General features: G+C 35.3%; 21 protein-coding genes. 9 read left to right on the forward strand and 12 right to left on the reverse strand.

The window, feature by feature from the left end; translation table 11 throughout:
- Positions 1-16: 16 nt before the first annotated feature.
- On the forward strand, positions 17-820 hold the full coding sequence (proC, locus tag AC23MB_RS07855) for a pyrroline-5-carboxylate reductase (RefSeq protein WP_487786933.1): 804 nt from the start codon (positions 17-19) through the stop codon (positions 818-820).
- Here proC and AC23MB_RS07860 read toward each other — a convergent pair.
- Both AC23MB_RS07860 and AC23MB_RS07865 read right to left on the reverse strand, forming a co-directional pair.
- A complete protein-coding gene (locus AC23MB_RS07860; protein WP_487786934.1) occupies positions 810-1,238 on the reverse strand; it encodes a VanZ family protein in 429 nt (142 codons plus the stop codon). The genes proC and AC23MB_RS07860 overlap by 11 nt on opposite strands.
- Positions 1,238-1,609 (reverse strand): DMT family protein, encoded by a 372-nt coding sequence (locus AC23MB_RS07865; protein ID WP_409506619.1) that lies wholly within the window; start codon positions 1,607-1,609, stop codon positions 1,238-1,240. The genes AC23MB_RS07860 and AC23MB_RS07865 overlap by 1 nt, the downstream gene beginning before the upstream one ends.
- Before the next feature lie 73 nt (positions 1,610-1,682).
- Here AC23MB_RS07865 and lnt point away from each other — a divergent pair, with 73 nt between their 5' ends.
- Both lnt and AC23MB_RS07875 read left to right on the forward strand, forming a co-directional pair.
- Positions 1,683-3,341, forward strand: coding sequence for an apolipoprotein N-acyltransferase (gene lnt / locus AC23MB_RS07870; RefSeq protein ID WP_487786935.1), 1,659 nt, complete (start codon positions 1,683-1,685; stop codon positions 3,339-3,341).
- A 6-nt stretch (positions 3,342-3,347) separates the two neighbouring features.
- Entirely contained in the window at positions 3,348-3,986 is a 639-nt protein-coding gene (locus AC23MB_RS07875) for a hypothetical protein (protein WP_487786936.1), read from the forward strand.
- A gap of 304 nt (positions 3,987-4,290) precedes the next feature.
- Here AC23MB_RS07875 and AC23MB_RS07880 read toward each other — a convergent pair whose 3' ends face one another.
- The 3 genes from AC23MB_RS07880 to AC23MB_RS07890 all read right to left on the reverse strand — a co-directional run bounded on the left by AC23MB_RS07880 (position 4,291) and on the right by AC23MB_RS07890 (position 10,008).
- Positions 4,291-4,671 (reverse strand): hypothetical protein, encoded by a 381-nt coding sequence (locus tag AC23MB_RS07880; protein ID WP_487786937.1) that lies wholly within the window; start codon positions 4,669-4,671, stop codon positions 4,291-4,293.
- A 66-nt stretch (positions 4,672-4,737) separates the two neighbouring features.
- Positions 4,738-5,208, reverse strand: coding sequence for an Lrp/AsnC family transcriptional regulator (locus AC23MB_RS07885; protein ID WP_079666753.1), 471 nt, complete (start codon positions 5,206-5,208; stop codon positions 4,738-4,740).
- Between the two features lie 132 nt (positions 5,209-5,340).
- Entirely contained in the window at positions 5,341-10,008 is a 4,668-nt protein-coding gene (locus AC23MB_RS07890; protein ID WP_487786938.1) for a translocation/assembly module TamB domain-containing protein, read from the reverse strand.
- Between the two features lie 4 nt (positions 10,009-10,012).
- Between AC23MB_RS07890 and tsaD the strand changes: the two genes are divergently transcribed.
- Positions 10,013-11,029: a tRNA (adenosine(37)-N6)-threonylcarbamoyltransferase complex transferase subunit TsaD gene (gene tsaD / locus AC23MB_RS07895; protein ID WP_374329057.1), complete on the forward strand. Its 1,017-nt coding sequence runs from the start codon at positions 10,013-10,015 to the stop codon at positions 11,027-11,029.
- 37 nt (positions 11,030-11,066) lie between these two features.
- Complete coding sequence (locus tag AC23MB_RS07900) at positions 11,067-11,762, forward strand: RsmE family RNA methyltransferase (protein ID WP_374329058.1); 696 nt, start codon at positions 11,067-11,069, stop codon at positions 11,760-11,762.
- A 1-nt stretch (position 11,763) separates the two neighbouring features.
- Here AC23MB_RS07900 and AC23MB_RS07905 read toward each other — a convergent pair whose 3' ends face one another.
- The 3 genes from AC23MB_RS07905 to pyrG all read right to left on the reverse strand — a co-directional run bounded on the left by AC23MB_RS07905 (position 11,764) and on the right by pyrG (position 16,093).
- The gene (locus AC23MB_RS07905; protein ID WP_409456515.1) at positions 11,764-12,426 is read right to left on the reverse strand and encodes a TrmH family RNA methyltransferase; all 663 of its coding nucleotides are present in this window, start codon (positions 12,424-12,426) and stop codon (positions 11,764-11,766) included.
- 84 nt (positions 12,427-12,510) lie between these two features.
- Positions 12,511-14,301 carry a membrane protein insertase YidC gene (yidC, locus tag AC23MB_RS07910; RefSeq protein WP_487786939.1) on the reverse strand — a complete coding sequence of 597 codons (1,791 nt, stop codon included), beginning with the start codon at positions 14,299-14,301 and terminating at the stop codon, positions 12,511-12,513.
- A 178-nt stretch (positions 14,302-14,479) separates the two neighbouring features.
- A complete protein-coding gene (pyrG, locus tag AC23MB_RS07915; RefSeq protein ID WP_487786940.1) occupies positions 14,480-16,093 on the reverse strand; it encodes a CTP synthase in 1,614 nt (537 codons plus the stop codon).
- A gap of 303 nt (positions 16,094-16,396) precedes the next feature.
- On the opposite strand from pyrG, the gene AC23MB_RS07920 reads away from it, so the two are divergent.
- Complete coding sequence (locus AC23MB_RS07920) at positions 16,397-16,873, forward strand: hypothetical protein (protein ID WP_487786941.1); 477 nt, start codon at positions 16,397-16,399, stop codon at positions 16,871-16,873.
- 173 nt (positions 16,874-17,046) lie between these two features.
- Here the strand turns inward: AC23MB_RS07920 and AC23MB_RS07925 are convergent, their stop codons facing one another.
- From AC23MB_RS07925 to AC23MB_RS07940, 4 genes are all read right to left on the reverse strand, one after another.
- The gene (locus AC23MB_RS07925; RefSeq protein ID WP_487786942.1) at positions 17,047-18,870 is read right to left on the reverse strand and encodes a hypothetical protein; all 1,824 of its coding nucleotides are present in this window, start codon (positions 18,868-18,870) and stop codon (positions 17,047-17,049) included.
- Between the two features lie 202 nt (positions 18,871-19,072).
- The gene (gene lipA / locus AC23MB_RS07930) at positions 19,073-19,945 is read right to left on the reverse strand and encodes a lipoyl synthase (protein ID WP_312322952.1); all 873 of its coding nucleotides are present in this window, start codon (positions 19,943-19,945) and stop codon (positions 19,073-19,075) included.
- Positions 19,938-20,498, reverse strand: a complete 561-nt coding sequence (locus AC23MB_RS07935) for an RNA polymerase sigma factor (RefSeq protein ID WP_313028286.1) — start codon at positions 20,496-20,498, stop codon at positions 19,938-19,940. The genes lipA and AC23MB_RS07935 overlap by 8 nt, the downstream gene beginning before the upstream one ends.
- A gap of 115 nt (positions 20,499-20,613) precedes the next feature.
- Positions 20,614-21,363, reverse strand: a complete 750-nt coding sequence (locus AC23MB_RS07940) for a phosphatase PAP2 family protein (protein ID WP_487786943.1) — start codon at positions 21,361-21,363, stop codon at positions 20,614-20,616.
- A gap of 309 nt (positions 21,364-21,672) precedes the next feature.
- On the opposite strand from AC23MB_RS07940, the gene dapF reads away from it, so the two are divergent.
- From dapF to AC23MB_RS07955, 3 genes are read left to right on the forward strand one after another with little or no spacing between them, the layout of a single operon-like run.
- A complete protein-coding gene (dapF, locus tag AC23MB_RS07945; protein ID WP_487786944.1) occupies positions 21,673-22,440 on the forward strand; it encodes a diaminopimelate epimerase in 768 nt (255 codons plus the stop codon).
- A gap of 7 nt (positions 22,441-22,447) precedes the next feature.
- Positions 22,448-23,473, forward strand: a complete 1,026-nt coding sequence (gene mltG / locus AC23MB_RS07950) for an endolytic transglycosylase MltG (RefSeq protein ID WP_313028283.1) — start codon at positions 22,448-22,450, stop codon at positions 23,471-23,473.
- Between the two features lie 41 nt (positions 23,474-23,514).
- On the forward strand, positions 23,515-26,097 hold the full coding sequence (locus tag AC23MB_RS07955; RefSeq protein WP_313028282.1) for a TonB-dependent receptor domain-containing protein: 2,583 nt from the start codon (positions 23,515-23,517) through the stop codon (positions 26,095-26,097).
- Positions 26,098-26,165 lie beyond the last annotated feature (68 nt).

Raw genomic sequence — 26,165 nt, forward strand, 5'->3', positions numbered from 1 at the left:
AAACTATTATTTAAACATGAAAATCTGCGTTCTCGGAGCTGGCAATATGGGCGTCTCCTTTTCTAAATCTTTTTTAAAATATGAACTTCTCAAAGCTTCCGACCTCGAACTAATTGTTAGAAGCGACAACAAAGCCGAAAAACTACAATCAGAATTCCCGAAGTCTCATGTTAGCACTTTCGATAAAGTTGAAAACATCGAGGCTGATCTCATCATTTTAGCCGTAAAACCGCAAGATTTTCAATATGTTGTAGAAAATCTTCCATTCAAAATAAAAGAAAACCAAATGCTTTTATCCATAATGGCTGGTGTCAAAATCGAAAAAATTCAGAAAGCATTTAATCATAAAATGGTGGTTCGTGCGATGCCAAATTCGCCAACACTTCTCGGCATGGGCATTACAGGTTACACCGCTGCTGATGGTATTAATTTTAGTCAACTGATCAATATCGAGCGACTACTTAACAGTACCGGGCGTTCGGTTTATTTGGAAGACGAGGAGCAGTTGGATGCTGTGACCGCACTCTCGGGAAGTGGACCAGCTTACTTTTATTACATTATTGATGCAATGATAAAAGCTGGTATAGAAATGGGCATCGAAGAAAATCTTTCGAAACTGTTTGTTAAACAAACCATGTTGGGTGCTTATCATCTTATTAATAATTCGGACAGAAGTCTCGATGATCTAATAAAAGATGTTGCGTCCAAAGGCGGCACAACCGAAGCTGCACTTAAAAGTTTTAATGCAAACGAACTAAAATCTACCATCGAAAAAGGAATTTTAGCCGCCGAAAAACGTTCTAAAGAACTTAATGTTTAGCCACTAAAATCCGCTCAAGAAAAATCATTAATAAAAATCCAAGACTCATCCCAATGGAGTTAAGGATAATATCATCAATATCAAAAACACCGAGCCTTGTGACATATTGCAAGGTTTCAACGATGATTAAAACGAATAAAAAACTAAGAATCAAAGTTTTGAAATCGTAAAATCTTGGGGAAATCCAAGCCAAAAATCCGAAGGGTAAAAACATTAAAAAATTCCCGATAATGTTGATGAGAATATCTTTTAAAAATAATGAATTCTCAACAAATTGTATTGTCGACACCAAGGGTGTTAATCTTACAATGTTAATCGACATCACTTCTCTACCAAATCCCAAAAACATATAGTACAACAACACAATCGCGTACGGAATGATGAGAATTCGATAAATTGTTTTTAAAAATTTGAGCATTATTTTTTAAAGATAAAGTAAACTGCGAGAATCAAAAAGCCAAAACCGATAAGATGATTCATGCGAAGTGTTTCATTTTTAAAAACAAAAATAGCGAATACTGTAAAGACACTTAATGATATAACTTCTTGTATTACTTTGAGTTGCCAAAGATTAAAAGGTCCACCATTTTCTTTAAAACCCATTCTGTTCGCAGGGACTTGCAAAACATATTCGAAAAAAGCAATGCCCCAACTTATCAAAATAATACTGATAAGACCGAGGTTTTGTGACCAATTCATGTCCTTGAATTTGAGATGTCCGTACCAAGCCAAAGTCATAAAAGTGTTAGACAAAATCAAAAGTCCAATTGTTAAAATTACTTTTCCCATAAACAGTTAAATATCATTGCAAAAATAAAGTTTAGAAGATTATATTATCGTATTTTTGAGTCAAATTTTAGCAATGAAATACATCATTCTTAGCTTAATATCTGCATTACTATTCTGTGTATCTTGGCCTACCTACGGTATACCATATTTTATATTTTTCGCGTTTGTACCTTTACTTCTTGTCGAACATGAGATTTCAAAATTTAGTAAAATAAAACATAAATCTTGGGCAGTTTTTGGCTTATCCTACTTAATATTTGCCATTTGGAATATTGTCACAACTGGTTGGTTGTACAACTCCCTTAATCCTGATGGAAGCCACTCTATGATGGCTATTGTTTTCCCAGTTGTCATAAATTCGTTATTAATGTCGTTGACATTTCAGTTTTATCATTGGTATAAAAAAAGTCAAGGGACTTATTTTGGATTGGTATTTTTCGTAGCAATTTGGATGGTTTTCGAGAAATTCCATTTGAGTTGGGAATTGACGTGGCCTTGGTTAAATCTAGGAAATGTGTTTGCTGATCAACATCAATTTATCCAGTGGTATGACACTTTAGGCGCAACTGGTGGCAGTCTTTGGATTTTGCTAATCAATGTTTTAGTCTTTTACACCATCAGAATTTGGGAAGCTGGTAGACAACGAAAATCTTTGATTATTAATAGTTCTTTGGTTGTAGGATTGGCGGTTGTCCCGATGTTGATTTCGTACTTGATGTATATTAATTACGAAGAAAAACCTGTAGGAAGTGTTAATGTAGCGATGCTACAACCAGACCTCGATCCGTATCACGAAAAATATGAAAAAGATAGTGTTGCCATTGTTGCAGAATTGTTAAATATTGCAGGACAACATTCGGTGCTGAAGGATAGTCGCCATCCAGAAAAAATCGATATTTATCTCGCTCCCGAAACGTCATTTCCTGGCTACGGAAGCATCAGCGAACGTGGCTTTCATAATAGTTTGTTGATTAATGACATCAAATCATTTTTAGCACAACATCCCAAAACTTTGTTTATGGGAGGCGCTTCGACTTATTATATTTATCAAAACGAAGAAGAAAAAAATCAAAAATCGAAAACTGCAAGTTTCGTTGAAGGACGTAATTTTTGGGTTGATGATTATAATTCGGCGGTGCAAATTATCCCAAATCAAAATGTTGAAGTCTACCATAAAGGCAAATTAGTGCCCGGTGTCGAGATTTTCCCTTACATAAATGTCTTAAAACCAGTTCTCGGTAATGCGATGTTAAATATGGGTGGAACTGTTAGCTCTCTTGGTATTGATAAAGAACGAAAAGTATTTGCAAATCCTTTTAACAAAGCGAAATTAGCGCCTGTTATTTGTTATGAAAGCATCTATGGCGAATTCACTAATGATTACATTAAAAAAGGCGCAAACCTACTAGCCATCGTTACCAACGACTCTTGGTGGGGTTATTCACAAGGTCATAAGCAGTTGTTGGCTTATGCTAAACTTCGTGCTATTGAGACACGTCGAGAGATTGTCCGTTCTGCAAACAGCGGAACTAGTGCCCATATCAACGCACGCGGTGACATTGTTGACGAACTTCCGTATGGTGCGCAAGGCGCTTTAACTGCGCAAGCAAATCTTTTGGAAGGCGAAACTTTCTATGTGAGAACAGGCGATTTGTGGTCGCGAATTTGCATGTTTGTTGTTGGGTTTTTGATTTGTTTTATTCCTGGAAGAAAATATCTGAATCGTAAATAAAACACCTTGGCCATTCAAGATTTTATCACACAAATTTGGGCTAAATCGACTGGTCGACAACTCAGTTCTCCAGAAGATGATTGGTTGCCTGGACCGACTGGCGATTCGGAGTTCCAAATAAATTATGCTGACAAAATGGCAAAAGAAGACAATTTGTATTTGGACGAAAACAGTCTAGAATCAGGATTATTGGAAGATGATCTCTTTTTTAAAACAGAATCTGATTTAAAAATTGATCCTAAGATTTTAGATTTTTACCAAAAAACATCCAATTATAATTTTGGAATCGAAGCTAGCTGGAATCCTTTTTTTAAAGTCTTTTCGAATCTACTTCAACAGCTTTTTAGCAATCGATTGCAACAACTTAATTTGCCATCAAAATCTGCTGACCTCAACACCAGTTTTATTAGTAGCATTTTGAAACTTAAAAACGATTCCGACGACAGAACGGTTTGGACCATTTGGAATCCTAAATCCGCAAAAACCAAAAAGTTAATTTTTTCTGGAATTTATACGTTTTGTAAAATTAAAAACAAGGATTTTTTCAAAATCATTTTTCCGTTACCGCATGGTAATGTAAGTGTTCTTTTGGAAAAAGAAATTTTAAAAGATGGAAGTTTGGTTTTAAAATCGAATGGAAAATAATTTGGAGAGTCTGGTTTTTATTTTGTTTTAAAAGATAAAAAAGACCATTTCTATGGACTATTTGTAAAGACGATGCACGAGCGATTAGATTTAAAATTTAATAAAGACAAACTGCAAATCGACGCTTTACACCAATTTTCTATTTGGGGAATTACTTTTTTAAAACTGAAATATACGATTGAGGAGAAAGTGAATAAGTCTTGTTTTTAACCAAAAAAGTTTTGATTTAATAAAAAAAAATAAAATAAAACCACAAAAGTTTTTTAAAATTCAGAAAAAATATAGAAAAATTTAAGACTAAAATTTACTTAAAAGTGTTCCAACGTGGGATGATTGCTAAAAGTCCGAGCCCAACAAAGAAAAATAATACACTGACATCCGAATATAAAAATGTCGATAAAAAGTAATTGTGTATTAAAAAATGGGCAACCATGAATATCGGAAATGCATAAACGCCAATCTTTTTCCACATCGCGATAAGCACCAGACTAAGCAATACCAACGCATCTACAACAAAAACGATATAGAAATACCAAGTCGGGATATTAATGTCTTTATGTTGGGTAAACTCGGCTAAGTCGGTATTAATTGACAAATAAAAATGTAGCGCAAGGAATATTAAAATTCCGTAAAAAAATCTGTTGGAAGCCCAACTTTTATCGTTTGTTGTCGTTGTCTCGTTCATGCTATAAAGATAAAAAGGGCATTTGAATAAACAAAGCCCTTTCCATTAAGTTTTAGATGATAAAAATTATATTGATACTGCGTTGATCAATCTGTTTTTGTCACTTAAGTATTCTTCCATAGAAATCATACTTTCGGTTCTCATAACATCTTGGATATCATCAATTTGATAAATAATACGCTTAGCATCTTCCGTATTTTTTGCTCTTACTTTACAAAAGATATTGTATTTTCCAGAGATAACACTTGCTTCAACAACGTTGGGAATCAAAGAAAGTTCTTTAAGAACATCTTGCGTTCTGTTAGATTTTGTCAAAAGTATCCCAATAAAGGCTGTAAAGTGGTAATCTAGTTTGCCGTAATCGATATTAAGAGACGAACCCAAAATAATCCCTGCATCTTCCATTTTCTTCACTCTCACGTGGATTGTACCCGCAGAAACGTCCATTTGCTTAGCAATTTCCGTAAACGGCATTCTCGTGTTTTCTACCAAAAAATCTAATATTTTTTTATCGATCTCGTCTAGTTGGTAATTCATAACTATTTAAATATTGTCTTGTTAAAAATTCTAAGAATCTTTTGCAAATTTATAAAAAATGATTAAAATAAAAAAAACGCGAAATAACATTAACAAGATTTAACGCTATTTCGCATTTTTTCTACTAAAAATTTATTTAATTGTATCTTTTTTTAAAGAATCAATTTTAATAACTTGATTTTTATCATCTTTTTTATTCGCATTTTTTTCTTTTCTTTCATTCTTAAATAAGTATTTGAAAGAATCGAAACTTTTGCTGTACACCACCCCAACGCCATAACTTTGGTTAAGACCAGCTGATGCAACACCAACGCCAATATTTGATGGTTTAGAATAGGCTCTTAACAATCGCGAACCGTTATTACTTTTACTCCAGTCATATTCGATAATACCTTCCCCCGATAGGAAGTTATTGGTAGAAGCATTGTCTGATCTAGCCACAGGAATCCCCAGACCAGTTTTTATTTTAACCCTTGGTGAAAGTGCAAAACTCACACTTGTATTAACACGGTCACCAGTATTAGACCCTGCATCACCTTGGATGTATCCTAAGTCAATTTGGTAGACATTACTAATGGTGTTAAGTACAGAACCCAATTGTTTGAACAACATATTGTAACCTGCATTTTCCCCTATTCTGCCTATATTGATATCAAAACCTGCAGCATTAGAAACGTTAAAACTATTCATAGCAAGGATAGATCCGAACTGAACAATCTTTTCGCTTTCGTCAGACATCTTGCTTGCTAAAGCTTCTTTAACTTGCGAGGAAACATCTGGCGCACCAACCCCGAAAGCAATTTGTGGCTTGGTTAGCGTACCTGTGATATCGGCGGTCAACTGTACATTAATCGGTTGAAGACTTAATCCCAGATATTCACCAGCATTGGTCACGGTTCTCATATAATTGGCCGTAATTCCTAAATCTGGCGTCATCGGATTACCATCCCAACGGATGCTACTACCTTTTGCAATTTGGAAGGTTCTACTAAGAATCGCTTTTGATACGAAAGTTCCGTTGTCTACGATGTAGGTTCCGTTGATACCTACGTTTCCGTTACGCTCCATTCGGAAACGTAAAGGATTTGCGTCACCACGAACGCTGATATCACCAACGTCATCACCAACCAACACATTAACTGTTGTGCCTTTATCTACAACAAGGTTAAAATCGATTAGCATATTAGCGCCACTTTTTTTCTTTTCTTCAACGGCAATTACCCCAGCTTCGTCACGTTTCAAAAATCTTAACATTTTGAATTCTTCAACATGAGAAGTAGAATTACTATTAAATGTAAAATTACTCATGTTAAGCGCTTTCATCCTTGGTGTTGTAATCTCCAAGCCAGAAACTGGTCCTGACACATACAAGTCACCTTGCGCATAGACTCTTCCCCAGAAAAGATCGTTATCATCTTGCGTACTATTTAACACTAAAAGATTATCTGCTTCCAAGATTAAGTTGATCGCCATCGAAGATAAAGTCTCAAACTGGATCATCCCCGAGATACGTCCTTTAGAATTGGCGCGACCATCGTTAACTTCAACACTGTTGATAAGCGCTTGTCCACGCGATAGGTTGATAACTGTATCCGCAAATTTATAATCTACACCAGTAAACAAAAGCTTAAGCCCGAAACCTTTTAAAGCAATATCGCCACTATAATCTAAATCTGCCAAAGTCCCAGAAATTTTAAGATCTCCCGACGCTTTTCCTCGGAAATTTCCAAAAATTGATTTTACAAATTGTTGTGCAAAACGAAGATCAAAGTCGTTCATCTCGGCAGTCATATCTAGCGTTGGTGATTTGGTATTATTGTCTACAGTACCTGTTACATGTAAATTATTACTACCAAACAATTCGCTAGATTTTGCTTGTATATCGATATCCAAAACATTAGGACGAGTGCTCTTGGTCGCATTAATAACGAAATTACCCATCGCTTCACCATTCATAAAGATATCTTCAACTTTAAGATCTATTAAAGGCTCAAGGTTTTTATCATTCATTTTGATCTTGATAGATCCGTTAGCTGTCCCTTTAATATCAAGATTATTATCGCTGTCGCCAGATGACGTTAGCGCCAGAATTTTACCAATGTCAAAATTGCTAACTTCAGCATCAGCATCGAAATCTTTAGCTGATTTAAAAATAGCATCTTTCACCAACAACGAGCTGTCATCGGAATAAACCCTTAGATTATGAACCTGAAAATCTTTCTCCTTTAATCGATAAGTTATCGAATGGTCTAACTCTGGACTTGTATCAATACTCCAAGCGACATTATTAATTTTAACCTCAGTCGGCTCAAATCTAAAGACATAATCGCCACGAGGATTGGTCGTTTGGTTAAGATTGACTGCGTACTCCTTTAATTTATCATCTGCTTCTTCATCTAAAGTCCCTAACTTGAAATTAGTCGCGATATGAAGTTTTTGATTATTCTCATTGTTGGCTTTTAATTGTAAATCCTTAATAACATTTTTATTGTATTCAGCTCTTTTAACAGAAGCCAAAACTTGTTGTTCAAGATTTGCGGTATTAACTCGAAGTCGAAGGCTGTCGACCATCGCGCTATCAATTGTTTTTTTAAGTTCGGGTTTATAATGTTCGTCGGTTTCTGCCAAGAATTTCTCTGCTTCGGTTAGCTCTTCTTGCTTGGTCATGATATATTTGATGTACGGCGCATCTGCATCCAAGACCAAATCATTAGTTGCGCCTTGATAATTTCCTTTAACTAAAGCACCTTGCGGAATTTTTAGTTCAGGCATAAAAAAAGCAACCAAACCTTGTTTAACATCGAAATCAAAATTAAAATACTGACCGTTGTAAGTCTTACGCGGTGGATTACCAACCAAAACTTTATTAATACTATTGGTCACCATCTTGCCAATATCTTCAAGATTGAAACGCCCTTCTACTCGACCATTAACAGCTCCAGGAGCATCCACAGAGACAATGCGATTCCCGTTTTCGAAAAAGGCTTTGATATCCGACGTTGGTAACACCAATTTTTGTTTTGATGATACTAAAGTCAAATTTTTAACATTAGCATCTAGGTTAAGATCATTAAGATCTGTCATAGCAATTTTCCCATCGATGTAACCGCTAACACTGTTCATATCACCAGCTGCAACACCAAAATGTTTAAGATCTACATATTGTAAATCTGCGATGATATCCGCTTTTAACCGTTTGGTAGAAAAATCAACAAGACCTTTAACTTTAGCTTTCGCGTGTGGGTCGTTAACATTTACCAAGCCGTTGTAAGTTTTACGATCTAGAACACCATCCAACACAACATTTGTGATATTTTTCCCCATCAACTCAATACGAGCAATCTCGGATTTAGTACGCAAATGCATGGTGTTGATATCAAAACTTCGTCCATCCACATTGAACTTCCCCGTAACTAGACCAACTTGTTTATTCTTTGTAAAAGCTGTTACATTAAGATCTTTAACATCAAAGTAACCACGATAACGAGGCATTTTTCCACTATAATCTGTAAGATAAAAATTCTTGATTTTCGCTTGTCCAATACCTGTAATAGCTTCACCATTGGCATAGATTTCTTCGGGCTTTGCGCTAATCGCACCTTTGTATTTTAGACGTCCAAAATCATCAGCAATATTTCCTAAACTTTTAGCAATAAAACTCGGCAACATTGCTTTAAGACCTTTATAAGTCATATCTGCGTCGAGTTGATCACTTTCTATAAGGAATTTTTTATTGAGAACTTCAGAAATTTTTAAACTTTTAGAATGCAAATTAACGTCCTGCGATCGCACTTGGAAGTTTTGCAAATGCATCTTATTAAGTGGACCAGTCATTGTCCCCGACATATTAATCGGCGTATAGTTATCCCAATTGGTTACAAAATAACTAAGGTCATAACCACTCAATTGACTTCCTGGTTTAAACTCCAAATCCCAATTAACTTTATCGCCAAAATCTGCAAAACCTGTTTTTGGATCAAGGTTAAGCGTGACGCCGCCCATTAATAAAGAATGGTCGGTATTGAAAACTAAATCCGATAATTTTAAATGTTTTTTAGTGATTTCGAAATTGGTGGAAAATTGGTCAATAACATGCTCTTTCCCCCAACGTTTAGTAATTAACGAAAACTTCCCAATATCGGCTTTAACGTCCGAACCATCAATATTTACCTCTTTAGAATGAAGATAAATATTGCGAGCATCTAACCAACGACCTTCTTCACCTGGATGATTTTCGTTAACAATACTTGCTTTACCATTGATGATATCGACTACCATTTTCATTTTGAACTTTTTGTTCGGATCCGATGGTTTATCACTACTAAAATTATCGATATAACGGATAAAATTACTGATGCTATCACCTTTATAGGTTATAACTTTGATGTCTGGTTCGATTAAAGCTACTTTATTAAATTTAAGATCACTCGTGTTAAAAGCCAAGGCAAACCAATCCGAATTCGCTTGAATTTCTTTAGCTTTCACGAATTCAAAATCCTTGTAATCGTTCATTCTAACGCCCTTCAATCGGACATCACCAAAGAAGTTAACGTCTACATCATCGATTTTAAGTTTCATTTTAAAATCGTTGTTCAGAAGTTCTATTGCTTGACTAGCAATATAACGTTTGGTAACAGGAAGATTAATTGCGATAAAAATCAACAGTACAAGTCCGAGTATCGTTAAAATAAGGTAAAGAGGAATTCTTACCCAAAGCGAACTTTTATGCTTCTTGATAACCTGCTCCGTTTTTTCCGGATTTGGTTGATTTGTGTTTTGTTTATTTTCTAACTTTGCCATTCTTATGAGCGAAACAATTATTTTAGGAATTGAGTCATCTTGCGACGACACTTCTGCTGCAATTATCAAAGGAAATCAAATTTTATCCAACATTGCTGCCAACCAAACTATTCATAATGAATATGGTGGCGTTGTGCCGGAGTTGGCTTCCAGAGCGCATCAGCAAAACATAATTCCAGTGGTTACAAAGTCTTTTTCAAAAGCAAATATACAACAAAATGATATTTGCGCCATAGGTTTTACACGAGGACCAGGACTTTTGGGTTCACTTTTGGTCGGAACGTCCTTTGCTAAATCTTTAGCAATGAGTCTTAATGTGCCTTTAATAGAGGTTAACCACCTACAAGCGCACATCTTGGCGCACTTTATCGAAGATGCCAATCCACAACCGCCGAAATTTCCATTTTTGTGTTTGACGGTTAGTGGCGGACATACGATGATCGTTTTGGTGAAGGATTATTTCGATATGGAAATCATCGGAAAAACTATTGACGATGCGGCTGGAGAAGCTTTTGATAAAATCGGAAAAATATTTGACCTCGATTATCCTGCAGGACCAATTATTGATAAACTTGCAAAAGAGGGAAATCCCAACGCGTTTGAGTTTAACAAGCCAAAACTAGACAATTACGATTATTCTTTTAGCGGTATTAAAACTTCGGTTTTATATTTTATTCAAAAAGAGGTTAAGAAAAATCCAAATTTTATCCAAGAGAATCTAAAGGATCTTTGTGCATCGATTCAAAAAGCGATTATTGAAATCTTAATGAAGAAATTGGAGAAAGCAGCAAAAGACCTTAACATCACAGAAGTTGCGATTGCTGGTGGCGTATCTGCAAATTCGGCTTTGCGCGAAGCAATGCAAGCGAATCATGAAAGACTAGGTTGGAACATCTACATCCCAAAATTTGAATACACAACGGACAACGCTGCGATGATCGCGATGGTTGCTAAGCTCAAATACGAACGTGGCGAATTCACGGATCTTCGTACAACCTCAACGTCAAAGTATGATTTGTAAGATTTTAGAAATTTGATTAAATAAAAAACACCATAAAATGAAACTTTTCTACGGCGACATATTTCCTAAAATAAAAATCAACGAAGAAGAACAGCAACACATCACAAAAGTGCTTCGTATAAAAGAAGGTGAAGAAATCTACTTGACGGATGGATTGGGAAATTTAGCTTTTGGAACTTTAAAATTAGAAGGTAAAAAAGCCAGTTTGGATATTATCGAAATTAAAGAAAAACAAACCGAGTTTTCGCCGAAACTTCATATTGCCATTGCACCAACTAAAAATATTGACCGCATCGAATTCTTTATTGAAAAGGCGACGGAAATGGGCATTTCGGAGATTACACTCATCAACACTGAAAAAACTGAGCGTAAAAATCTTAATATCGACAAACTTAGAAAGCAAAGTATTGCAGCGTCTAAACAGAGTTTGAGATTTCACTTCCCAATTGTAAATGATTTGACGAAGTTTTCTGATTTTATAAAAACTTTAAATCCTGAAACAACTTTCGTTGCCCATTGTCACGAAAATTTAGAAAGAATGGATTTAACGACAATCCAAAATTCTAATTTACAAGAACTTACATTTCTTATTGGTCCAGAAGGTGACTTCTCTGAAAGAGAAATCCAAATGCTGGCTGACAACAACATCAAAGCGGTTAGCCTTGGTCAACAAAGACTTCGAACCGAAACTGCTGGTGTTTTCGTTGCCGCTTGGAATTACTCTGTTATGTAATTTACAAGTTATTTTTAAGATATTGTTCTAAAATCTGTGGTCCGCTTTTAATAGAATTAACCGCCCAATTAATCTTAGTTTCGAGAAGTTTATCACCTGTCAATTTGTAGTCAATATTAGACTTTATTAATTTTTGTTTTAGATCGTACATACAGATTGCAGCAGCAACAGACACATTAAAACTTTGTGTAAAACCATACATTGGGATGGCTAAAGTTTCGTCTGAAAAATCCAAAAGTTCGTCTGTGGTGCCTTCCCATTCTGTCCCGAAAACCAAAGCCAAAGGCTCGTTAGGTTGATAATCGGGAAGCATCGTCGCATTACGCTCCGGCGACACCGCTACGATCTTATAACCGCGATCTCTGACTTTCTCTAATGATGAAATTTCGCGAGGCATTTTTTCAACTTGCACCCAAGTGTCTGCGCCTTTTGTAACACGAAGATTGGGATCAAAGATATTTTCTTTTTCTAAAGCGACAACTTTATGAAATCCACACGCCTCCACCGAACGAAGAATTGCAGCGGCATTCCTGAACTGATAAACATCCTCAACAACTGGCAAAATAAAATCGGAACTTTCGGCTGAAAAGTGCTCAATTTTTTGAAGGCGTTCGTCTGTTAAAAACCGTTGTAAATACTGATAAGTCGCTTCTAAATTCATCATGCAAAAATAGGATTTTTTAATATTAAAATTAAACCAAAAAAAAGCGAAACCTTTCGATTTCGCTTTTAATATAAATAGTTAAGACTATTTCTTATTTTTTTGTTGTTGCTTTTGTTGCTCTTGCGCTTGCTCCATCATCTCTCTCATACGTTTTTGGAAACGGCCTTCAGGTTTTGGTGCTTTTTGCTTGTTCTCTTGGATCTGAGCATGAATTTTCTTCTCATCCAAAATCACATATTTAATCACCAAAATGATAATGATGTTAATCGCGTTTGACACAAAATAATACCAAGAAAGACCAGATGCAGATGTATTCAAGAAGAATAAGAATGTTACTGGGAAAATGTACATTAACACCTTCATATTCGGCATACCTTCTTGTTGTGGTTGTTGCATGTTACCTGCTGTCATCATTGTATAAATTAAGATAACGATGGTACAGGCCAATGCGAAAATACTTAAATGATCTCCTAAGAAAGGAATACTAAATGGCAATTTAATTAGATCATCATAAGCTGTTAAATCTTCCGCAAACCAGAAACTTTTCCCACGAAGATCGATCATGTTCGGGAAGAAACGGAATAACGCATAGAACAACGGAACTTGCACCAATGCTGGAAGACATCCCGCCAATTGGTTAACGCCAGCTTTTCGGTAGACCGCCATGGTCTCTTGTTGCTTCTTCATTGGGTCAGCATCTTTGTACTTTTTATTAACCTCATCAATCTCTGGACGAATGACCTTCATCATGGCACTCAGCTTATGTTGCTTGTACATTACTGGTGAAAGTATTAATTTAACAATAATCGTCATGATAAAAATCGCCCAACCAGCTGCAATCCCCCAAGATGAAATAAGGTTATACATCGGCATGAAAACATGTCTGTTAAGTGATCCAATAAATGACCAACCTAACGGCAAAATTTCATCAAAGTTTTTATTGTAAGATTTTAATAAAGGCAAATCTAATGGCATAAAATACCATGTAAAGTCTTGGTTAAATTCTCCACCTGTAAAGGCAACTTGACCATCGTAAGTGAATTTTTTAAGATATTCTCCAGTTTCAATGTTGTCTTGATAGCCTTTAGATTGGGTAAAACCATGTTGCGCTTCGATAACTGCTGCGAAGAATTGTTGCTTAATACCAATCCAATTAAGCGTTTCTTTAGTTTCGTCCATTTCAGAACGTGCATCATAATCGTAAGCTTTATAATTGTCAAAAGCATAAGTAAACTCTGTATGCGTTTGTTCTTGTGCACGACCTTTCTCGGATTCTCTAACATTGTAATCCCATTTGAAAGTCGCATTTTTATCCGAAGTTAATTGGGATAAACCTTGCGTTCTTACTTTAAAATCTAAAGTATATTTTGGACTTAATGTATAGATAAACTGAATCGTTGCACCACCAAGTTGGCTTGTCAATGTTACAGTATTTCCTGTTACGCTTGGTGTAAATACTAGATCTTTTGTATTAACAATTTTGCCAGCTTTATCTTTAAACTCAAAACCATATTCAGCATTTTTGTTACTAAAAAGGTAAAGAGGTTTGTTTTTATTTTTGCCGTCGTAAGCGTTGTACTGGTTAAGTCTAACAGAAGACACTTGTCCACCGAGGCTAGAAAACTCTAGGCTAAGCTCATCATTTTTAAGATTAACTTTTTGTATAGCGTTGGGCGTAACATTTACGTTAAGCCCGGTTGCAGCATTAGCTTTAGCCGCCGTTGTTTGCTCAGTTTTTTTAGCTTGATTGGCGATGTTCTCCTGTTCTGTTGAGGCTTGTCTATTTTGGAAATAGAGCATAAAACCTATCAAAAGAAGAGAGAGTACACCGAAGCTAATTAACTGATTTTTGTCCAGTCCGTTGTTCTGTTGCATTAGTAATAATTTGAAAATTCTGAATTCGAAATCCGAAAATTTCTAGCTCTTTTTAATTAAATTTTAAGAGGACAAAAATAAGATTTATTTTTCAGATAACTACTTTTAGCTGACTAATCTTTATCATCCTGATAATAAGACGAATGACCTAAAAAAAACTTTAGGTCACTCGTTAATTTTATTTCTTTTTCTTGCTTGCTGCTGTTATCAGCGCTTTGAATAATGGATGCGGTGTTGCGACCGTCGACTTATATTCTGGATGATATTGGACACCAACATAGAAAGGATGCTCTTTTAACTCGATGGTTTCGGCAAGTCCCGTTTCAGGATTTTGACCAGAAATGATCATATCTTTATCCTCGAATTCTTTTTTGTAATCAGAATTGAATTCATAACGATGTCTGTGTCTTTCAGAAATTGTTTTAGCACCGTAGATTTCAGCTAATTTAGAATTCGGTTTTAAGGCACACTTCCAAGCGCCAAGACGCATTGTTCCGCCTTTGTCAACAACATTTTTCTGTTCTTCCATAATCGAAATAACTGGATCAACTGTCGCTGTATCAAATTCGGTACTGTTAGCTTTTGCGTGTCCAAGAACGTTACGAGCAAATTCAACAGTCATAATCTGCATTCCCAAACAAATTCCTAAAGTCGGAATATTGTTAACACGTGCGTATTCTGCTGCTAAGATTTTTCCTTCGATACCGCGATCGCCAAAACCTGGAGCGATCAACATACCGTCGATATCTTTAAACGTTTCTTGCAAATTATCTTCCGTCAAATCGCCACTGTAGACCCATTTAACATTAACATCGGTTTCCAAATCGGCACCTGCGTGGATAAAAGCTTCTGCAATCGATTTGTAAGAATCCTGAAGCGATACATACTTCCCTACCAAAGCGATATTAACGCTACGTTTCGGGTTTTTATATTTTTTAAGGAAAGTTTTCCAATCTTTAAGATCGGCTTCTTTATTATAAGGAAGATTCAATTCTTTAAGAACAACCTCATCGAAGTTTTGCTTTTGTAAATCAACTGGCACTTCGTAGATTGTGTCCATATCTTTACATTCGATCACGTTTTCTAAAGCTACGTTACAGAATTGTGCCAACTTTGCACGCAAATCTTTCGGGATTTTATGCTCTGTACGACATACCAAAACATCTGCTTGGATACCGCTTTCCATCAATTGACGAACCGAGTGCTGCGACGGTTTTGTTTTTAACTCACCACTTGCCGCCAAATATGGTAACAATGTTAAATGAATCACCATCGAATTATTTTTGCCCAATTCCCATTGCAATTGTCTTACACTTTCTATGTACGGCAAAGACTCGATATCTCCAACAGTTCCACCAATTTCGGTGATGATGATGTCGTAATTTTTCTTTGCTAAAATCTTAACACGACGTTTAATCTCGTTCGTGATGTGCGGAATAACTTGCACCGTTTTACCAAGAAATTCGCCACGACGCTCTTTTTCGATAACCGTTTGATAGATTTTTCCAGTTGTCACCGAGTTGTTTTGACTTGTTTGGCTGTCAAGAAAACGCTCGTAGTGTCCAAGGTCAAGATCGGTTTCGGCACCATCTTCCGTCACATAACATTCACCATGCTCATACGGATTAAGTGTTCCGGGATCTATATTAATGTAAGGATCAAGTTTTTGGATAGTAACGCTAAAACCTCGTGATTTCAACAAAAGTCCCAAAGAAGCAGAGACAATTCCTTTACCCAGTGAAGAAGTAACACCGCCTGTTACAAAGATGTACTTCGTTTCTTTTTTACTCATTAGATTAGGTTTGTGCAAAGTTAAAGCATACGGACTAGAAAAGCAATTTTAGACTTCTTAAATATTTAATAATTTTAGAGTCAGTTTAGAATTTTAATGAAGTTTTTTAGTCTTACTTCTAAACAGTCTTTGCTAAATTTTGATGCTCTTTCACTCTAATTTTTCATTTCATATTTTTGATTTAGCCCGCTAAACCTTTAAATATGAATCAAAAAATATATCTCAAAATAGCTATGAAAATTTTAGCAATAAAATTTAAACAGACTCTTTGTAATGTCTTACTTTAGCCACAAATTTTAAAAGATGAATTTTGACATCCAATCGGACAAAATAATTTCCGAAAGCTTTCTTAATATTGGAAAAATGACTTTTCTAGAAGCTGCACATTTTGTTCAAAATATGGATTATAAAAGGAATCTTGACAAAAATAATATGCTTGCAGTTCTTAATGATAATTTTGGAACTTGTAGCACTAAACATGCTTTGTTAAAACGTTTGGCGGACGAAAATCAAAAATTCGACTTTCAATTAATTTTAGGAATTTTTAAAATGAACGCTGACAATGCGCCACAAATTAAAGAAGTCTTGGAGCAACATCAACTCGATTACATTCCTGAAGCGCACAATTATCTAAAATTGAATCATCAAATTCTTGACTTTACAAGTCGAACTTGGCGTAAAGAAAACTTTGAATCTCAACTTTTAAAAGAAATCGAAATTCAGCCTGAGCAAATCACACATTTTAAAGTTAAATACCATCAAAACTTCCTAAAAGATTGACTCGACCAACATCCCAAAATCCCCTATTCTATGGACGAAATTTGGAAAATTCGCGAAGATTGTATTTTGGCTTTATCGAGAGATTGATTTGATTTTACAACATCCAAAATTTTAAATGAAAAAGTTCCAGCGGCGGCGCATCTTCGATGCGCCGCCACTGGAACTCCCAAATCCTACCAATAAAAAGTTCGTCCATTAACTACGGTTTCCGTTCCACCAGGATAAAAGTCATCCATTTTTGGCAACGGAATTTTCTTTTTCAAGCTTCGCGACCAAGATTTTGACGCGTTCAATTTTTCATCAGAACTAAGTTCAGATTTATAAGACGCAACAATATCGCCCGTAGAAAGGTTGTAATCGAACTTTCCAAAATAATCTTGTGGCGCACCAAAACCAACCATAGCCCCAATCAAATACCAATCGCCATTCTGAAAACGATAACGATGCGTATAAGACCATTTATCTCGACTTCCCCCAAAGTGCTGCACAACGATGGCTTTATTTTTAATAAAGATTCCATCAAACGGATTACCCATCATTCCGCCACTATCAGAGGACATAATCGCAGAAAAATTCTGATGCCACAATTTCCATTTTTCGTTGTCTTTTTTATAAATTGCTAAAACCTGTTGACCATCGCCATCGCCATCACTAGAAGGAGTTTCGTAGACGGCAACCGCTTCATCTTGCTCATCATCATTCAGATTTCCGTAGGCTATCTCTTTTAGCGTCCAATATTTAGGTGTAAAATCCTCGACTTTACCATGCTTTTCATTAGGAATTTCCAATGCATAATTTCCCGCTTTTACAGCTTCGTCACGCTCTTTTTTTTCTTTTTCAATCTTCTCTGCATAAATTGGAACACTCGTTAAATACTTGGTTGCACGTTCATCAAAAGTTGGTAATTTTTCGGGAGAAAATTCAGAAGGAGAATTATAATATTTAATTTCTCTAATAATATGTTCGACAAGTTTATTCTTTTTGGGGATTCCTTTTTCGACTTCTTGCCAGTATTTTTTAGATTCAATCCAATTTCCTTTTTCATCATAAACATAATCCCAAGTATAAATATCAAGTGGATTTCCTGTATATTCGATAGTTTGCTTAAAAACTGGCTCGCCTTTTTTATTAAATTTATTCACAAATTTGGTCGACTTTTCTGTTCCCAACATGTGGTATTGTTGCGTGATACGTTCGGTAAAATCGGCATTATAAATGTATTCTGTTCTATTTTCTAAATCTTTGTCATTAACCCAATTTTCCCAAAGCGGAAAACCTTTGTCATTATAACTGAAATTAGCAGTTCGTCCTTCCACATAATAACCATCAATCTGATAAGGAAGATATTGATCACCAAAAGCGCGGTAGTAAGACTTTCGAGCATATCGTACAGGCATATCAACAACATATTTATCTTTAAAAAAAGTATAGGTATCCACCGTCGAAAGCAAAGAATCGCTGCTGTAATTAATTAAATCAACTTTAAGAAAATCTGCCTTAATCTCCTTTTTATAATTCATCAAACTTTGGAAACGAAGCTTATTCTTTCCATTAATTTCGTAAGCCAATTCGTAGTCCAAATAATTCTTTTTGTCGTAACGAAGCCACGAATAATCTATTGAAGTATCATTATTTGTCTTGTTGGTTTTAAGAATTAAATTCCCATTAGTTTCGTAATAAAAACTGGATTGATAAATAGTGCCATTATAGTAAGTTTCATTAAAAAATATTTTGCCGTCAGGTTGATATTTAATCAATGAAATAGGAAGAAAATTTTTGTTCTGAATTTTCTTAACTAGGTTTGAAACGTAACTCGTTTTCTCGGAAGTATAGACTTTAATCGAGGAAATTAAAAATGGTGACTTAACGATGGTGTCCGCTTTTGCTTGCCGAATACTAGAATTTTTAATTTCTTTATTAAAAAACTTTGCATCAACAATCTGAGATTTAACAAGAAAAAACTGCAAAACAACTAAAAGCAAAATATATTTTTTCATCCTTAAACTTTGTCTTACTAAAATAAAAAAAACACCCGAAATGAGTGTTTTAATATGTTTAAAAATTTGAAATCTATAATTTCTATATTGAGAAAAAGTTTTTGAAAATAAAATTCTATTCTCGATACAATTTTTCTACATTTAATTTCGAAAAATTACTCGAACTGACGAATTTTATTTCAAAATGCATTACAGGTAAAACTTAGTGAATATGCTTTTCAGCGTGGTAAGAACTACGCACTAGCGGCGAACTTTCCACATGACGAAAACCTAATTCTTTTGCAAAAGCACCAAACTCATCAAACTCTTCTGGCGTGATAAATCTTTTTACTGGCAAATGCTTTTTAGTTGGCTGCAGATATTGTCCCAAAGTAATCACATCAACATTAGCGTTTCTGATGTCTTCGATGGTTTGGAAAACTTCATCTTTTGTTTCGCCAAGACCAAGCATTACACCAGTTTTGGTGCGGCGTTGTCCAGCTTCTTTCAGATAACGCAAAACATCCAAACTTCTCTCATATTTCGCTTGGATACGCACTTCACGGGTTAAACGTTTCACCGTTTCCATATTGTGCGAAATAACTTCTGGCGCAACCTCCACCAATCTGTCCAAATGTTTTGTAATCCCTTGGAAATCCGGAATTAAAGTTTCCATGGTAGTTCCTGGAGAAATACGACGAACGGCATTCACCGTTTCGCCCCAAAGAATTGAACCCATATCTTTAAGATCATCGCGATCAACCGAAGTCAAAACCGCATGTTTAATCTTCATCAATTTGATAGAACGCGCTACTTTCTCAGGTTCGTCCCAGTTAACATCCAAAGGTTTTCCAGTTTTAACACCGCAAAAACCACAAGAACGCGTACAGATATTTCCTAAAATCATAAAAGTCGCTGTCCCTTCGCCCCAACATTCGCCCATATTGGGACAACTTCCACTTTGACAAATGGTATTCAATTTATATTTATCAACCAAGTTTCTAAGCTCACGATAATTTTTACCAGTTGGCAATTTTACGCGAATCCATTTTGGTTTTTGTGTTGTGGTATCTGTCGTTAATACATCGTTACTCATTATACAACTCGTTACTTTTTAATAATTCTGCCAAGACTTTTTTTGCCCGCATAATGCGCACTTTGGTATTGGCAACTGATAGGTTAAGCTCTTCAGCTATTTCTTTAATACTTTTCTCTTCAAAAAATCGAAGTCTAATAATATCCTGATAATTGACATCCATCGAGGCAACAATTTTTAGAATTTCGTCATTTTCTTCCTCCGATATCAAAAGCTCTTCTGGTGATTTTGCAAAGTGATTTTTAACCTCATCCAAAGAGTCGCTAGCATCGGTATTTTCGCGGCTTTTCTTTCTCCAAAAATCAATAACCGTATTTTGAGCAATGGTCAAAATCCAAGTTTTGAATTGAAAATTAGGATCGTACATATCCAACTTTGACAAGACTTTCGAAAAAACATGAACAGTAATTTCGTCGGCATCATTTTCGTCCTGAACTTTCTTCATCACGAAAGAAAAAACATCCACCCAAAAGAGATTAATCAAATGCGTTTGCGCTTTTTGATCTTTATCTTTGGCTTTCTTTACTAATTCTATTAATGCTTCTTTTTTCATTTAGAGATAAGCAAAGATACGAATTAATACTTCTAAAAAAATGATATCGTATTGATAGATTGAGACAATAATTCGACGTTTTTAATTAAGTTTTGGAATCAGAATTTAGCTTAATTTAATAAATAACTTTTTCGTTTTTAATGTATTGTTGGTAGGCTTGCTCGTGGCGTTCTTTTTTATTCCATTTGTATTGATGCGTCCAATAAGCCACTTTCATGGATAAAATCCCCAATCCTGCACCAAACAAAACATCCGAGATATAATGTTTGTTATTCACCATTCTAAAAACACCAACTGTACTTGCAACGCCGTAAGCTGCATAAGGCATCCACGGAAAACGACCTTTGTATTCTTCGCTCAAAAAAGTCGCTGCTGCGAAAGCTTGCGCTGTATGGCCAGACGGAAAAGATTGACTATTAGAACTGTCAGGTCGATTCTCGTGTATAAGACTTTTCATCACAAAAACGGAGCCTAAAGTGAGAACTTCTCCTTTTATCACAATCGCCGTTCGGTTACCCAAATCGGTTTTAGATTTAACACCGAAAGCATCCAAAGCATAAGCTGTAACAATCGGCGAAAATTGTAAAAAATCATCCAAATGCGAGGTGAAGTTTAATAAATGTTCATTCCGTTCTTCAACAATTTCACTATTGAGCGATTCTAAACTTTTACTACCAAAAGCAACGCCAGCAAGCATCAAACCAGCTGGTACGTATAATTTGTTTATTTTAAAACTTTGTCTATCACTTGGTAACGAGTTCGTTTCTTTAGCAAAATCCAAACTATCAACTTGTTGTGCAAAAGCAAGATTAATACAACAAAAAATCAGTATTAAAATCTTAATTCTTCTTATCATCGGACGCATTAATTAATAAACAAATTTAGTTTTCATTTTTAAATAAAACTTTGAAACAATCATGAAAATTATTTTTGAAAATGAATTTTAATACTATTTTAATATAAGAAGATTTAAAATTAACAACTGTTTAATAATCATTATTTTACAAGAAATAAAACTATAGGAAATCATTTATTTTAAATCAAAAAATTCACAATTCTCAATAATAAATTCGAATAGGACGTTTCTATGATTTAATTAGCATTTCTTTAACACCGAATCGACACGAATTTCATTAATTTTGTAAGCTTTTTTAAAATCACTAATAAACGACTTATGAAATTTTATAAATATCAAGGAACCGGCAACGATTTTGTCATGATAGATAACCGTAATCTGAGTTTCCCCAAAGAGAATACAAAACTGGTTGAACAGCTGTGTGACAGACGTTTTGGGATCGGTGGCGACGGACTTATCCTGTTAGAAAATGACGAGCAATACGACTTCAAAATGGTGTATTACAATTCTGACGGTAACGAAAGTACGATGTGTGGTAACGGCGGAAGATGCATTGTGGCATTCGCGCATTTCTTGGATATTTTTGAAGATAAAACAAAATTTGACGCTATCGACGGCATGCACGAAGCCGAAATAAAAAACGGTGTTGTAAAACTAAAAATGATTGATGTCGAAAAAATCTTTGCCGACGAAGAAGATTTTGTGTTAAACACTGGATCTCCGCATTATATCAAATATGTTGACGATGTAGAAAACTATGATGTTTATCATAACGGTAACAAAATAAGAAATAATGAGACTTATTACAAAGAAGGCATCAATGTTAATTTCGTCACAGAACTCCCTGAAAACAAGCTATTTGTAAGAACCTACGAACGTGGTGTGGAAAACGAAACTTTCAGTTGTGGAACGGGTGTTACAGCAGCGGCTTTAACTTTTATGAAAAAGAAACATCTAAGCTCTGTGCCTGTTAAAGTACTTGGTGGCAATTTGAAAATCTACGCCGAAGAAGAAAACGGTGCTTTCAAAAATATTTGGTTAGAAGGCCCAGCAAAACAAGTTTTTACAGGAACAATAGAAATCTAAATTGTATATGAAAAAAATAGTAGCAATCATTTTCATCGCAATTCTTGCAATTGGTGCTTATTTTGGGTTTAGATTTTATTCCAAAAATTACGGTAACAACGTTGCTAAAGAAGGGTTTGTTTTAATCCCTCACAATGCACCGATGAAGCAAGTGATGGATTCTATTCGTCCGTATTTATCAAATGTTGAAAGTTTTGAAGCGGTTGCTAATGACAAAGCTTTAGCGGAAAACATCAAAGCTGGTCGCTACGAAATAAAATCTGGCACCAACAACTCTGACCTTGTCAATATGATTAAAGCTGGTAACCAAACACCAAATAATTTTAGAATTAAAGATTTTGATGACGTGTATCAAATGATTGGTCGCGTTAGCAGAAAAACGGAATTAGATTCTGCACGTTTTGCAAAAGACCTAAATGCAATAGCCGTTGAGAAAGGTTTTAACAATGCTGAAGATCTTAAGAAATTCTTTTTTAATGACACTTATCAATTCTTTTGGACAGTGACGCCTAAAGAGTTTTTTGACAAATTTAATACAGATTATAACGAATTTTGGAATGCCGATCGTGTTGCAAAAGAAAAACAATCGGGCTTGTCAAGAGACCAAATTTATGCTTTAGCTTCTATCGTTTATAAAGAATCTGGTGGTAAAAAAGATGAGCAAAAAACAATTGCTGGACTTTATCTTAACCGTTACAAAAAAGGCATGAAATTGCAAAGTGATCCAACCGTAATCTATGCGATTAACAAAGCGAGCAATTTTACAAAACAGATAAAACGCGTCTATTATAAAGATCTAAGAGCGCCATCGCCTTACAACACTTACGCCAATGCGGGAATTCCTCCAGGTCCGATTTGTATTGTTGACAAAAACTCTTTGGACGCGGTTCTTAATGCAGAACAAAATAATTACATCTATATGTGTGCGGATCCAGCGAAGTTTGGGTTTCACAAATTCACGGATAATGATGTAGAGCACGCTAAAAATGCAAAAGCCTACCAAGATTGGCTGAATGCAAAACAGATAAAATAATCCTTCTTGAGTCAAAATTTGATTCAGAAAAAAAAGAAATTATGATAAAAACAGAAATCAGAAACATTATTCAGAGAAGAACTTTAGGACTTGTGTTTGTCCTTGGAGCAGCCTCTATGGCATTTGCACAACAGCAACCAAGCGCAACGCAACAAAAATTTTCTGTCACGGGTAATGTCCAAGACAATGCGAAAAGCGGAATTGGCTACGCCTCGTTAACATTCAAAAACAAACAAACAACGCAACTAAGCGATGCAGTTCTGGCGGATGTGAATGGTAATTTTAAAATCGAATTAGCTGCAGGAAGTTACGACGTAACAATCGAAGCTATTGATTTTAAAACTAAAACACAAACAATTCAGATTGCTAAATCAGGTGCGATTCCTGCTTTTGTGATCCAAGGAAATGAAGTAGCAAATCTTGATCAAACAACGCAAATACAAGGTGTTGTTATTACTGCTGCTGCCCCAAAAGCTTACAAAGTTGAGCTTGATAAAAAGACGTACGATCCTTCGCAAGATATCGTTAGCAAAGGCGGAAACTTGCAAGATGTATTATCTAATGTACCTTCAGTTTCTGTAGATACGGACGGAACGGTATCAATGAGAGGAAATTCTAACGTTAAGTTTTTAATTAATGGTAAACCTTCTTCTCTTTTAGGAATTGATGATGGCGCCAATGCTTTGCAATCTATCCCAGCCGATCAAATCGAGAAAATTGAAGTGATCACCAACCCATCTTCAAAATTTGAAGCATCGGGAACTGCAGGTATCTTGAATATCATTCTTAAAAAAGATAAAAAAATAGGCTTCAATGGTACTGTAACTGGTACATTAGGTTATTTACCGAGAACCAATCTTAATGCTAACCTTAACTGGAGAAAAGGCAACTGGACTTGGTATGTTAATGGTGGCGGTGGTTATCAAAAAAATGAAAGTTCTAGTAAGAATTACATGACGAGAAAAGATAATCCTTCAACATGGGATTATACTAAAAACTCTTTCACACAAATTTCTAACCAAGATGGTGAAACCAAAAGAGAGGGCGACAACTACAATTTAACAGCTGGTGTTGTACATGATTTATCAGATAAAACGACGATTAACCTTTCTGGGATGATTAGAAGTTTTAATAATGATAGTAATACGTTAAATAATTACGCTGAAAAAACTTACTCTTCTGCAAGTAGCTTTGACAATTTTTTAAGAAATCGTAACAGCTTTGGAAATAACAAAAATTTTGCAACGCAGTTAGATTTCGGAGTTGATCAGAAACTTGATGATAACGGACAATTATTAACAGTTTCTGCTAGCTACCAAACCAACAAAAGTGACGGAACAAACCAAATTGTACAAAACACTTTTAAAAATCAAATTCTACAAACAACTGGTAACTCCATCAATAATGTAGATACAGATTCTAAATCTGACACCTTCATTGGTAAGTTAGATTACGAACTTCCAATTGGGGATCACTCTAAGTTAGAAGCGGGTGCGCGTTATGATTACAATAAAAACACTTACGATTATTTTGTTAATCAAAGTGATGATGGTGGCGCTTATTACACAAGATATGACTTCACGAGTAATACCGTTTACTCTGAAAATATTTTAGGAATTTACGCACAGTTCAAGAGTAAAATTGGTGAAAAATTTGGTTATCAATTAGGTTTAAGAAGCGAAACTTCAAAAATCGACATCAACTTTTTAAGTCATGATTTAATAACTGGTGCGCCAATCCAAAATCCTGAGGTTAAAAAAGATTACACGAAGTTATTCCCAAGTGTTTTCTTAAGTTATGATATCGCAAAAGGCAATCAGGTTTTATTAAATTATTCTAGAAGAATCCAGAGACCAAGGGCTTTCACGATGATTCCGTTCATGTCGTTTGACGATGACAGAAACTACTTCCGTGGTAACCCAAATCTTAACCCAACTTACGAAAACTCTTTCGAGCTAGGTTATGCAATTACTAAAAAGAAATTCACGATTAACCCAACTTTGTATTATAAAAAATCTGAGGATGAAGTTAACCGTTTCCAATATTTAGATGACAAAGGTGCGATTAACACAATGCCTTTCAACGTTGGTACAGAAACTAATTATGGTCTTGACCTTAACGGAACTTACGATCCATTCTCATGGTGGAAAATGATGTTGTCTGCAGATTTGTATGGTTACAATAATACGGGTAACATGAAACTTAACGGAAAGTACATGGACTTTTCGGGTGATGGCTTCTCTTACAGATTAAGATTAAACACAACATTTAGACCAACTAAAACTTTTAGTTTCCAAGTGCAATCGTTCTACAGAGGTGCTGAAAAAACTGTTATGAATAACCGTAAAGCAATGTATGGCGTTGACTTTGGAGCAACACAAACACTTTGGAAAGGTAATGGTACTTTAGCCTTCAACATTAGAGATATTTTCAATACGAGAAGAATGAAGAACTATACCAATACGGAGGATTTTGTAAGAGATATGGAAATGCAATGGCAACCAAGACAGTTTAGCTTATCATTGACTTACCGTTTCAAACAAGGAGAAAAGGTTGAACAACCTAAAAAGAAAAAAGACATCAACAGCAACTACGATGGTGGTGACGACCAAAGCCCAATGTAATATTTGTGGACTTTATATATAAATTAAAAACTGCTTTCGGGCAGTTTTTTTTTATGATTAAAACTAGG

It is taken from the genome of Soonwooa sp. T0.1_25 (genome assembly GCF_057652215.1).